Source organism: Janthinobacterium sp. GW458P, from assembly GCF_002127585.1.
GTDB lineage: Bacteria > Pseudomonadota > Gammaproteobacteria > Burkholderiales > Burkholderiaceae_D > Janthinobacterium.
In genome coordinates this window covers 1-12,219 of record NZ_NEGZ01000031.1, presented here as the reverse complement: position 1 = coordinate 12,219, position 12,219 = coordinate 1, and the positions used below count along the sequence as shown (strand labels likewise).

At 61.5% G+C, this 12,219-nt stretch carries 10 protein-coding genes; 5 read left to right on the top strand and 5 right to left on the bottom strand.

What is annotated here, in order from left to right; all coding sequences use genetic code 11:
• Positions 1–2: 2 nt before the first annotated feature.
• Genes CBW50_RS17325 through CBW50_RS17310 form a run of 4 tightly spaced genes read right to left on the bottom strand, consistent with a single transcriptional unit; the run spans position 3 to position 4,608 of the window.
• Complete coding sequence (locus tag CBW50_RS17325) at positions 3–1,241, bottom strand: ABC transporter permease (protein ID WP_086146715.1); 1,239 nt, start codon at positions 1,239–1,241, stop codon at positions 3–5.
• Positions 1,242–1,269: 28 nt separating this feature from the next.
• Positions 1,270–2,592, bottom strand: a complete 1,323-nt coding sequence (locus CBW50_RS17320) for an ABC transporter permease (RefSeq protein WP_086146714.1) — start codon at positions 2,590–2,592, stop codon at positions 1,270–1,272.
• Between the two features lie 9 nt (positions 2,593–2,601).
• Entirely contained in the window at positions 2,602–3,318 is a 717-nt protein-coding gene (locus CBW50_RS17315; RefSeq protein ID WP_086146713.1) for an ABC transporter ATP-binding protein, read from the bottom strand.
• A 24-nt stretch (positions 3,319–3,342) separates the two neighbouring features.
• Entirely contained in the window at positions 3,343–4,608 is a 1,266-nt protein-coding gene (locus CBW50_RS17310) for an efflux RND transporter periplasmic adaptor subunit (RefSeq protein ID WP_086146712.1), read from the bottom strand.
• A 222-nt stretch (positions 4,609–4,830) separates the two neighbouring features.
• Here CBW50_RS17310 and CBW50_RS17305 point away from each other — a divergent pair, with 222 nt between their 5' ends.
• On the top strand, positions 4,831–6,423 hold the full coding sequence (locus tag CBW50_RS17305; protein WP_086146742.1) for a DNA mismatch repair protein MutS: 1,593 nt from the start codon (positions 4,831–4,833) through the stop codon (positions 6,421–6,423).
• A gap of 9 nt (positions 6,424–6,432) precedes the next feature.
• Here the strand turns inward: CBW50_RS17305 and CBW50_RS17300 are convergent, their stop codons facing one another.
• Positions 6,433–8,358: a phosphoethanolamine transferase gene (locus CBW50_RS17300; protein ID WP_139842558.1), complete on the bottom strand. Its 1,926-nt coding sequence runs from the start codon at positions 8,356–8,358 to the stop codon at positions 6,433–6,435.
• Positions 8,359–8,782: 424 nt separating this feature from the next.
• On the opposite strand from CBW50_RS17300, the gene rpsL reads away from it, so the two are divergent.
• The 4 genes from rpsL to CBW50_RS17280 form a co-directional block, all read left to right on the top strand.
• Positions 8,783–9,166: a 30S ribosomal protein S12 gene (gene rpsL, locus CBW50_RS17295; RefSeq protein ID WP_076565188.1), complete on the top strand. Its 384-nt coding sequence runs from the start codon at positions 8,783–8,785 to the stop codon at positions 9,164–9,166.
• 151 nt (positions 9,167–9,317) lie between these two features.
• Complete coding sequence (gene rpsG / locus CBW50_RS17290) at positions 9,318–9,788, top strand: 30S ribosomal protein S7 (protein WP_010394377.1); 471 nt, start codon at positions 9,318–9,320, stop codon at positions 9,786–9,788.
• A gap of 108 nt (positions 9,789–9,896) precedes the next feature.
• A complete protein-coding gene (gene fusA, locus CBW50_RS17285) occupies positions 9,897–12,002 on the top strand; it encodes an elongation factor G (RefSeq protein WP_086146711.1) in 2,106 nt (701 codons plus the stop codon).
• Between the two features lie 72 nt (positions 12,003–12,074).
• Positions 12,075–12,219, top strand: a 145-nt coding sequence (locus CBW50_RS17280) for a GTP-binding protein (protein ID WP_230411639.1), incomplete at its 3' end; no start/stop codon positions are given.

Here is a 12,219-nt window from a genome sequence, read left to right as displayed (position 1 = left end):
GCTCAGGTACTGCGGGTGGCAGTGGCCGGCGAAATGCTGGCCGCGCGCCATGCCGGGCCATACACGGCGCCCACTCCCAGCAGCCAGAACACGAGCGCGCCGGCCAGCAGGTAGCCGGGCGGCAGGCGCGCCATTTCCAGCTGGCTTACCAGCAGCTGGTTCAAGCCCAGTGCCAGCAGCACGCCGCACGCCACGCCGACGCTGGTGATCATGAAATTCTCCGTCAAAAAATAGCGCAGGATGTCGACGCGGCGGGCGCCCAATGCGCGCCGCACGCCGATCTGCTTCCTGCGCTGCGTCACCCACAGGCTGGCAATGCCGACGATGCCGCTGGCCGTCACCAGCAGCAGCAGGGCCGAGACGGCGATCAGCGTCCAGGACAGCCCGCGGTCGGCCCGGTAGCGTGACTGGCGATGGTGTTCCAGGGTGTCGATACGCACCAGCAGGCGGTCGCTGCTGGCACTGCGGATGGCTTGCTCGGCCTCCTTCATCAGGCGGTCGCGCTGGCCCGGTTCGGCGCGCACGGCATATAGCAGCGAATCGCGCCCGCCCGTCAGGCGCGCCGGCAGCAGGATCGAGTATTCGCCTTCGGCCCTGACCTGGCCGACCTGCGTCTGCAGCCGCTCGACGACGCCGACCACGCTCAGCTCGGGATCATCGGCGCCGGTACCCTTGTACAGCGTCTTGCCGACAAAGCTGGTGTCGCCTGGCCAGATCTTCTGCGCCGCCGCGCGCGTCACGATGGCCACCTTCGGGTAGCTGTCGTCGACATCCTCGTCGATCTCGGGCACTTCCTCGGGCCGGAAGTCGCGCCCCTCCACCAGTTGCAAGCCGTAGGTCTTGACCAGTGAATCGGGGGTGACGTAGGTCGAGATGTTGGCGCTGGGCGTGACCTGGCTGCGCTTGGCCGACACGCTGGTGGAGTTGCCGGAGCGCGACAGCACCGCCTGCGACGTCTGCGCTACCGACAGCACGCCCGGCAAGGCGCGCAGCAGGGACGCCTGGCGCTTCTGCTCGGACAGCTGGCGCTGGTGGCTGCCGCGGTCCATGTTCTGGATATTGACATAAAAAATGTCGTTTTCAGCGGCCACGCCGGTGGGTCGCGCGGCTACGGCCTGGCGCAGGTTGACGATGTGCAGGGCATTGGCCAGGATGGCCAGGCTGATCGCGATCTGCACCGCCACCAGGATGGCGCCGGTTTTGCTGCGCATCAGCGCCGACAGGATGGGACGGATTTCCATGCTGGACCTCATGTTGGGGAAAGGGGTGTCATTGGGACTTGAGCTGGATCGCCGGCGTCACCTGGCAGGCGCGCCAGGTGGGCAACAGGCCGGCCAGCAGGGCCGCCAATACCGACATGGCAAACGTCAGCAGCAGCATCGGCACATCCATGTGCGCGACAGTGCCCAGTTCCTCCGACTGCTGGCTGACCACGGCCAGCGCGCCAAACGCCAGCAGCAGGCCCAGTACGCCGCCGGCCAGGCCGATCACGCCGCTTTCGATCAGGAACTGGCGGAAGATGTCGCGCCGCGTGGCGCCCAGCGCGCGGCGGATACCCACCTCGCTGGCGCGCACGGAAAACTTCGCCAGCAACAGGCCGATGGTGTTGACCAGGCACAGCAGCAGAAAGCCGAAGGCCAGCCAGGCCGCCAGTTTGTTGTCGTTGTCGACCACCTGCAGGTAGTTCATCCATTCGTTCAGGTCGTACAGCCGGTTCGGCGCATTGCGCATCATGCGCCCCAGCTTGCGCTGCTCGCCTGCATAGGCGTCCAGGTACTGCTGCAGCTGGCCACGTTCGCCGCTGCTGGCCATTTCGAACCAGAACTGCAGCCAGGTGCAGCCGGAGGCGAGCCGGCCCTGGAAGCCGGGGGCATTCTGGTCGCCATTGCAGCTCATGCCGCCGTCGTGCTCCGTTTCGTGGCGGATGGCGCTGGCAAACGGGATGAAGAATTCATCCTCCGGGCCGAACGCGCCTTTGCTGCCGATGATGCGGTGGGAGCGTGGCACCACGTCCCAGGCCGCCAGCACGCCCGTCACCATGTAGGGCCGGCCAAGCACCGTGACGCGCAGGCCGACGGGGTTGCTGCTGCCGACCAGTTTTTCGGCCAGCGCGCGGTTCAGCACGATCACGTCGGCGCCGCTGGCGTCGTCGGCTTCGCTCCACGGCTGGCCGTACAGGAAGGGGGCGTCGAACATGCTGAAGAAATCGCGCGTGGGCGCAATCCCCTGGGCCTGGAAGGAGCCGATATCCTTGCGCGCCGGTTCGACCGGACCGGCCACGCCATACATGACGGTGCGGCGCACGCCCATCTTGCTGGCCATGAAGTTGCGCGCATCGATATAGCTCATCTGGGATTGCGCGAAGCCGGGCTTTTGGCCGGGCACGTAGCCCTTGACGGGCAGGATGTCGATCATCGGCACGAACAGGCGGTCGCTCTTGTGCGGCAGCGGATCGCCCGACATGGCGTGCAGGATGGTGACGGTGGACACGCTGGCGGCCACGCCGACGGCCAGGGTCAGCACCATCAGCGCGGTCAGGGCGCGGTTGCGGCGCAGGCTGCGCAGGCCCAGCGTGAAATAGTAGCGGAACATGGTTTCTCCTTACGCAGTCGCGGCGTGCTGCGGCCTGGCCGACAGCGTGGCGCCGTGCTGCACCAGGTCCGACACCTGGCCGTCGATGATGTGCACATTGCGCTGGCTGCGCAGCGCCAGTTCCGGATCGTGCGTGACCATCAGGATGGTGGTGCCTTGCGCATTGATCTCTTCCAGCAGCTCCATCACGCCGCGCGCCATCTGCGTGTCCAGGTTGCCCGTCGGCTCATCGGCCAGCAGCAGTTTGGGCGAGCCGGCCAGCGCGCGCGCGATCGCCACGCGCTGCTGCTGGCCGCCCGACAGTTCGGCCGGATAATGCCTCATGCGCGACGCCAGGCCGACCTTGGTCAGCGCCTCCTCGATGCGCTCCTTGCGTTCGGCGCGGTTGAAGCCCCGGTAGCGCAGTGGTACGTCGACGTTGTCGAACAGCGACAGGTCGGGAATCAGATTAAAACCTTGGAAGATGAAGCCCAGCTTTTCGTTACGCAGGCGCGAACGGGCATTGTCGTTCATGCCTTTCACGTTGACGCCGTCGAGAATGTACTCGCCATCGGTAAATTCCTCCAGCAGCCCGGCGATGTTCAGGAAGCTCGTCTTGCCGGAGCCGGACGGACCCGTGACGGTAACGAATTCACCTTGCCTGACGTGGATTTCGAAGCCGCGCAGCGCGTGCGTTTCGATCATGTGGGTGCGGTAGATTTTGCTCAGGTTTTGCATGCGCAGCATGGGAATGCTCCTCGTTGTCTGAAATTAGTTGAGTGCGACGCGGGCCGCGTTCGTAAAGTTTTCCGTGCCGGCGACCACCACCTTGTCGCCCAGCTTCAGGCCGTCGAGAATTTCGACGGCCGCCACGCTGGTGGCGCCCAGCTTGATGGGAGTGCGGATGGCGACGCCATCGAGCACCACGTAGGCGAAACGTCCCCCTTCGGCCTCGACGAAGGAGCCGCGCGCCAGCATCAGCACATTGGGCCGCTCGTCGATCAGCAGGCGCGCCGCCACGCGCTGGTTCTGGCGCAGGCCGGCCGGCTGTTCGCCGTTGAAGCGCACGCGCGCCAGGACCTGGTTTTTCACCACTTCGGGCGACAGCGCCGAGAGTTTTCCCGTTGCCTTGATGGCGCCAGTTTCGATTTCCGCACGCATGCCCAGGCCGATATCGGCCACATAGGTTTCCGGCACTTCCAGTTCGACTTCCAGCTGCGACAGGTCGACCAGGGTCATCAGCGCCGTATTGGCTTGCACCACGCTGCGGTTGGCCACCGACAGGGTGCCGATAAAACCGTTGACGGGCGCGCGCACGGTCAGTTCGTCGACGCGGCGCTGGGCATTGTCGCGGACGAGGCGCTGGCGCTCCAGTTCATTGAGCCTGGTCTTCAGGGCCAGAGTCACGTCCTCGCCTTCCAGACCGGCCGCCTGGGAGGCGTGCTTGCTGCGGATCTCGGCCGAGTTGAGCGCGTCCTTGGCCTTCTGGTAATCGATCTTGGCGATGATGCCCACCTGCGCCACGCTTTCGTAGCGTTCCAGCGTGCGCTGCGCGGACAGGCGCTCGATTTCCGCCGTGTCGGCTTCGCGCCGCGCCAGCAGTTTCTGCTTCTTGGCCAGAATCTGCTGGCGCGCCACTTCCGCTTCCAGCTGCTGCACGCTCGACTGTTCGCGTTTCAGCGTGTCGGACAGGTCGGGTGACTCCAGCACGGCCAGGATGTCGCCCTTCCTGACCGTGTCGCCCGCCTTCGCCTTCAGGGTCACCGTGGCCACTGTGGTGGAATACAGGGTGGGGCTGATGGCGGCCACCACGCGCCCGGTGACGGCGGCGTCGCGGACCAGGGTGCCGCGCGTGACCTCGGCGATGCGCAGGCGGCTGGCGTTGACGGAGTGGTCGCTGTTGCGCCAGCCGGAGAACACGGCGATGGCGCCGCCGATGACGATGGCGGCGCCGGCCAGTACGAGGGCGCGTTTTTTGTGGCGCTGGCCCGGCGGGGCGGACAGTACGGCGTCTTGGGAGGAGGTATCGCGGATCATGGCGGACGTTTCGTGGACAATACCCTTTTGCTAGCAGATTCTGTGCCAGATTCAAGATGTTGATTTGCAAGGGGAAAATATAAAGTGTCCGGCTGTCCGCCGTGTCCGCACCGTCCAGCGGGCGTCCGCGCATGCATGGATCTTGATAAGCTGATAATCGCCCCGATCTGTGCCTGGCAGTGATGGCGCGCGGCGCCAAGCTGGCCACCTTTCTGGAGCATGATGCCTGCCTCGCCCCCCAAGCCGTCCCTGTATGCCAAGCTGCGCCACTGGTTGCGCCAGTTCGCCAGCCTGCCAGAGCCGGCCGAATTCGATTATCCGTTTGCCCGCAGCGACATCGCCATGCTGCACCAGGTCGAGGGCGACCCGGCCCAGCTCGATGGCCAGACCTGGGAGGAAATGCTGCTCGATGACTACCATGCACAGCTTGCCGCGCAGACCAGCATCGTTGGCCAACAGCGCCTGCATCAGCGTCTGGCGGGTGGCACGGCAGACGCCGCCTCGCGCGCGCGCATCGCTGCCCTGCTGGCGGCGCCGGCACAGCAAGCCGTGCTCGAGCGAGCCATGCAGCCCTTGCGCACGGCGGACATGGAAGTGGCGGCGCTGCTGTGCGGCGCACCGCCGCCGGCGGTGCCGTGGTGGAGCCGCTGGCTGCTGCTGCCCACCGTGGCACTGCTGCTGTCGCTGCTGGCCGCATGGCTGGTCGCGCCGCTGGCATGGGCCGTCGCGGTGCCCGTCTGGCTCTTGCTGATGGCGTTGCAGATGCGCTTTTACGACCTTTGCAAACCGTGGGAGCGCAGCGTATTTACCTTGCAGCAGATACTGCTGGTGCATGGCCGCCTGGGCGCGCTCGATACTGCGTTCACGGCGCAGCTGCGAGAAGGCGGGCGGGCTGCCGGCGTGATCAACCGCCAGATCACGCCGCTGCGCTGGATCAAGATGATTCCCTTGTTGAGTGAATATGACGACTGGCTCATGCTGGGCAATATCCGCCGTTATTTTCACAGCTTGCGCGTGGTGCGGCGCGAGCGCGCCTTTCTGCGCCAGAGTTTCCTGCTGCTGGCAGACCTGGAGGCGGACCTGGCCCTGGCGCGCCACCTGCGCGGCCGTGCGCAGTTCTGCTGGGCGCAGGACGCGGGCGCGCGGCAATTGTCGTTCGAGGCCATGGTGCATCCGCTGCTGGACGGCGCCGTGCCACTGTCGCTGTATCTCGATGGCCGCGGCGCCTTTATTTCGGGGCAGAATGCCATCGGCAAGAGCACCTTGCTGCGCGGCGTGGGCCTCAACCTGATCAGTGCGCGCGCCTTCGGCTTTTGCTATGCGCAGGCGGCCAGCGTACCCTTGCTGCCCCTGTATTCGAGCATGCAGAACGAGGATACGTTCGATGGCGGCGAAAGCTTATATATCGCCGAACTGCGGCGCGCGCGCGAACTGCTGGCGCTGGCCGAGGGCGCCGCGCCGGCCCTGTTCCTGATCGACGAGATCTTCCGCGGCACCAACCACCTCGAATCGGTGGCGGCGGCCGCCGCCGTGCTGCATACGCTGGCGGCACGCAACCTGGTAATCGTCTCGTCGCACAACCTGGTGCTGGGGCCGTTGCTGGAAGACTGTCTGGCGCCCTGGTGCGTGCGCCGCGATGACGCCGGTGTGCTGCTGCTGGCCCCTGGCGTGCTGCAGGCCACCAACGGCATCGCCCTGCTGGCGCAGCGCGGCTTCGGCAGCGCCATCGAGGCGAAGGCGGGACAGGTCTTCGACTGGCTCAGCACGCACATGGCGCAACCGGCCGATTGCGGCGGCGTCCTCGAAGGGGCTTGATGGCTGTCCTTACTTGTCCTGCTTCTCCGGCGTGCTCTTGTCGATCACTTCGCGGCAATCGCCACGGATGATGGCGTTGTCGTAGTTGGTCCAGCCGTAGCTGTCGACATAGCGCTTGTGCTGCTTGAAGCGGGGGCTGGCGATGCTCCACTCGGGCTGTTCGCCGGCGAAGCGGATGTCGCCCAGGTCGAGCAGGGTGTGGAACATGTTTTCCGTCGACAGACGCGCTTTCTGATGGCGCTGCAGCTGCGTTACCTTGTCGGGATAGCGCTGCTGGAATTGCTGCGAATACCAGACGAAGGCGGGCACGTGGAATTCGAACTGCGTGTTGTGGCCATGGAAGGCCAGGCGGCAGCTGCCGTCGTACAGTGTCTGGCCATGGTCGGCCACGTAGACGAGCGAGCTGCGCAGGGCGCTGCGCTGGCCATCGTCCTTCAGGATGTCGATCACGCCGGAGAGGAACCAGTCCGTGTACAGGATGGAGCTGTCGTAGCTGTTGTTCAACTGCGGCTTGATGGCCGTGTCCGTGTAGACGGGTTTGTCGACGCCGAACAGCGACGGTTGCCACTTGTCGAATGCCTTCGGATAGCGCTGGCTGTAGTTCCAGTGGCTGCCCAGCGTGTGCAGCACGATGAGTTTTTTCGGCGCCGGGTCGGCCAGCGCGTTCTTGAACGGGTCGAAGAGGATCTGGTCGAAGTTCGAGTTGTTGGTAAAGCCGCCCAGATTCAGGAACTGCACCACGTCCGCTTCCTTGGCGAATACGGAGACGGGCGTGTCGAACTGGCCGAACGAAATCTGGTTCGACAGCCAGTAGGTTTTGAAACCCGCTTCCTTGTAGGCAGTGAGGAAGGATTTTTCCGAAAAACCATCCTTGAGGCTTTGCGTGGCCGGCTTGCGCGAGATGATGACGGGTACCGACAGGCGCGTGGCGGAAACGGCCGTGATGACGTCGGCCAGCGGCACCAGGTTGGCTTCCTGTTTCAGCAGGGGATTGGTGTCGCGCTCATAGCCGTTCAGGCTCCAGCGGTCGTAGCGCGACGATTCGCCGATCACCATCACCACCACTTCCGGGTGGGGATCGGGCTGTTGCTGGTGCGCGCCGAAGCGGAAGCTGCTGCTTTTCTGCCCCAGTTCGGCCAGGTATTTGCGCTCCTTGTAAAAATCGAGGCCGCGCGCCATCAGGCCAAAGGGCCAGGAATTGCTGACGGTATCGAAGGCGTAGGGCAGGCGCGCCCAGTGGGGCAGGCTGGGCCAGCCCAGGCCCGTCTCGTCGGCGCCGGCGATGCTGGCATTTTCGGGCTTGCTGCTCTCGTCGTCCTCTTCCGCTTCGTCGTCCGCCGAGCTGGCGTCGCCAAAGCCGGACGCGCCCGGCTTGCTGCTGCCGGCCGATGGCTTGGCGGCCTTGGCCGAGGCGACGGCGCTATGCGGGGGGCTGGCGTCGAAACCGAATTCGTAGCCATACCACCAGAAGCCGCCCAGCAGGATCAGCAGCACGAAGGCGGCCGGACGCGTCTTGCCGCGCCAGTCGAGGTCGCGCGTGCGCGTGGCCGCAAACCAGCCGAGCAGGCACCAGGCGATCACGCCCAGCATGACGGCGCCCATCAGCCATACTTTTTGCCCGAGGAATTCCATTGCTTCCTTGGGGCTGGTTTCGAAGATGATGCCCAGGTGATGCGTGGAAATGCCCTGGCCATAGAAGATGAACAGATAGATTTCCGTCGGCAGGGCCAGGAAGGCGGGCACCAGCAGCCAGTGGAAGTAAGCGGGGCGTTTGAACACGCTCCAGACGGCCAGCCACGCCAGCAGTTCGAAGGTGAGCATCTGCCAGGGATGTTCGAGTGGACGCCCCAGCAGCGCAGGGACAAAGGGCACGGCCGTCAGCAGGGCATAGGTCAGCAGCAGGAACACGGTGGCGGGGCGAAGCAAGGGGCGCATAAGGGAGGGCAGCGAAAAATGTCCGCTATTATCAATCCTTTTGTCACCTTGCGGTCATACAAGAACGGCCTCGCGCGATGCTTGCACGCAGGAAAAAATATCAAACAATCATTTGTATTGGCCGGCTCTGGTCCGGTTGCCCGCAGCGAAAATTAGCCAAAAGGCTACAAAACGGCCCGTTTTTTGCCTTTTTTTATAGCAAAAAGCCGTAAACTGATTGACCCCCTGTAACACAAGGTCTAAACTAGCGAGTTCTCGATTTTATTCTGCACATCGTTTACGTGTTACTTGGCATTTCATGGCCGCTCCTTATCGAGTGGCTGCGGGCGCCTCCGGTGCGCAGCAGATAGAAACGGGACGAGGTTTTAGTCGCCGGGCATCTTGTCCGGGTTATTAATCGTATTTTTTTGTTGGATTTATAACGATGCCAACCATCAATCAGTTGATTCGCCAGCCGCGTGTTTCGGTACGCGTCAAGAGCAAATCGCCGGCGCTGGAAAACAGCCCGCAAAAACGTGGCGTCTGCACACGTGTTTACACCACGACTCCAAAGAAGCCTAACTCGGCTCTGCGTAAAGTCGCTAAAGTTCGCCTGACCAATGGTTTCGAAGTCATTTCGTACATTGGCGGTGAAGGCCATAACCTGCAAGAGCATAGTGTTGTGCTGTTGCGCGGCGGTCGCGTTAAGGATTTGCCGGGTGTGCGTTACCACATGGTTCGCGGTGCCCTGGATACCCAAGGCGTTAAAGACCGTAAGCAATCGCGTTCGAAGTACGGTACCAAGCGCGCTAAAGCTGGCAAGAAGTAATAAGTTGTACGCAGCAAACCAAGTTTCGCTCAGTGGCAACTAGCTAAGTGAATGTAGTCGACCGCATCTGGTCGAGTAAGTGGAAGACTATGATGGTCGTCCGCGAGTGTGCGAAGAACGCGCGCTCAACTGAAGATTGAAAGGAATTGATATGCCACGTCGTCGTGAAGTACCCAAGCGCGAAATTTTGCCAGATCCAAAATTCGGCAACACTGATGTCGCTAAATTTGTAAACGTGCTGATGCTGTCCGGTAAGAAATCGGTTGCAGAAAACATCATCTACGGTGCTTTCGAGCACATCGCAGCAAAATCGGGCAAAGATCCGCTCGAAGTTTTTGCTACCGCAATCAACAACGCCAAGCCGTTGGTTGAGGTGAAATCCCGTCGTGTTGGTGGTGCAAACTACCAGGTGCCGGTCGAAGTTCGCCCAGTCCGTCGTATGGCGCTGTCCATGCGTTGGTTGCGTGAAGCTGCTAACAAGCGCAGCGAAAAATCGATGCCACAACGCCTCGGCGGTGAGCTGATGGAAGCGGCTGAAAGCCGCGGCGGCGCGATGAAAAAGCGCGACGAAGTCCATCGTATGGCTGAAGCGAACAAAGCGTTCTCGCATTTCCGCTTCTAATATAAAGCCAGCTTCCGCAAGGCGGCTGTCAAGCATCTGTTGTTCGAGGCCGGGCTCATTTTTGCAAAAAAATGCTGCTCGGTTTTGTCCATTCATTTAGGATTAATTATGGCCCGCAAGACCCCCATTGAGCGCTATCGCAATATCGGTATCTCCGCTCACATCGATGCAGGTAAGACGACCACGACCGAGCGCGTCCTGTTCTACACCGGCGTGAACCACAAGCTGGGCGAAGTACATGATGGCGCTGCCACCACCGACTGGATGGCGCAGGAGCAAGAGCGCGGCATCACGATTACCTCGGCTGCTGTTACGTGCTTCTGGAAAGGCATGGCAAACAACTTCCCAGCGCATCACATCAACATCATCGACACCCCAGGCCACGTTGACTTCACCATTGAAGTGGAACGTTCGATGCGCGTGTTGGATGGCGCCTGCATGGTTTACTGTGCAGTCGGCGGCGTGCAGCCACAATCGGAAACGGTATGGCGTCAGGCTAACAAATACAAAGTGCCACGTCTGGCTTTCGTGAACAAGATGGACCGTACCGGCGCCAACTTCTTCAAGGTCTACGATCAGATGCGTTCGCGTCTGAAAGCCAACCCAGTGCCTATTCAGATGCCTATCGGTGCTGAAGACGTCTTCACCGGCGTTATCGATCTGGTCAAGATGAAGGCCGTCATTTGGGACGACGCTTCGCAAGGCATGAAGTTTGAATACGAAGACATTCCTGCACACCTGGCTGCTGATGCTGCCAAGTGGCGCGAGAACATGGTTGAAGCCGCTGCTGAAGCGTCGGAAGACCTGATGAACAAGTACCTGGAAGAAGGCGACCTGTCGGAAGCCGAGATCAAGGCTGCTCTGCGCCAGCGTACCATCGCCAGCGAAATCGTTCCAATGCTGTGCGGTACCGCCTTTAAAAACAAGGGCGTACAAGCAATGTTGGACGCGGTGATCGAGTACCTGCCATCGCCAATCGACATCCCGCCAGTACCAGGTCTGGATGAGGACGAGCAGCCTGTCGAGCGTAAAGCTGACGACAACGAGAAATTCTCGGCGCTGGCTTTCAAAATCGCAACCGATCCGTTCGTGGGTCAGCTGTGCTTCATCCGTTGCTACTCGGGTACCTTGAATTCGGGTGACTCGGTGTTGAACTCCGTGAAGCAGAAGAAAGAGCGTATTGGCCGTATCGTGCAGATGCAAGCCAATGAACGCGAAGAAATCAAGGAAATGCGCGCTGGCGACATCGCCGCGGTTGTGGGTCTGAAAGACACCACCACTGGCGATACGCTGTGCGACGACAAGGCGAGCGTGGTTCTGGAGCGCATGGTCTTCCCTGAGCCAGTGATTTCGCAAGCGGTTGAGCCAAAAACCAAGGCTGACCAGGAAAAAATGGGCCTGGCGCTGAACCGTCTGGCAGCAGAAGATCCATCGTTCCGCGTGCGTACCGATGAAGAATCGGGTCAGACCATCATCGCCGGTATGGGCGAGTTGCATCTGGACATCATTGTTGACCGCATGAAGCGCGAATTCAACGTTGAAGCCACCGTCGGCAAGCCACAAGTGGCTTACCGCGAAACGATCCGTAAAGTGTGCGAAGAGTCGGAAGGCAAATTCGTCAAGCAATCGGGTGGTCGTGGTCAATACGGTCACGTGGTTCTGAAGATCGAGCCGCAAGAGCCGGGCAAGGGCTTCGAATTCGTTGACGCGATCAAGGGCGGTACCGTTCCTCGCGAATACATCCCTGCAGTTGAAAAAGGTGTGCGCGACACGCTGCCTTCGGGCGTGATGGCTGGCTACCCAGTTGTTGACGTCAAAGTCACGCTGTTCTTCGGTTCGTACCACGATGTTGACTCGAACGAAAATGCATTCCGCATGGCCGCTTCGATGGCATTCAAAGATGGCTGCCGCAAAGCATCGCCAGTCATCCTGGAGCCGATGATGGCCGTGGAAGTGGAAACGCCGGAAGACTACGCCGGTACCGTGATGGGCGACCTGTCGTCGCGTCGCGGCATGGTACAAGGCATGGATGAAATTGCTGGCGGTGGCGGCAAGATCATCAAGGCCGAAGTTCCTCTGTCGGAAATGTTCGGTTACGCTACATCGTTGCGTTCCTCGACGCAAGGCCGTGCGACTTACACGATGGAATTCAAGCACTATTCGGAAGCTCCGAAACATGTGACTGAAGCCATCGTAAGCTCGAAAGCTAAGTAATAGAAGTTCCGGGCCGGCTTTCACGAGAATGCCGGTCCCTACATTTAAATCATTGTTCTAAGGAAGAATAAAATGGCAAAAGGTAAATTCGAACGGACCAAGCCGCACGTTAACGTCGGCACCATCGGCCACGTCGACCACGGTAAAACCACGCTGACCGCTGCAATCGCAACGGTTCTGTCGAAGAAATTCGGCGGCGAAGCCAAAGCATACGACC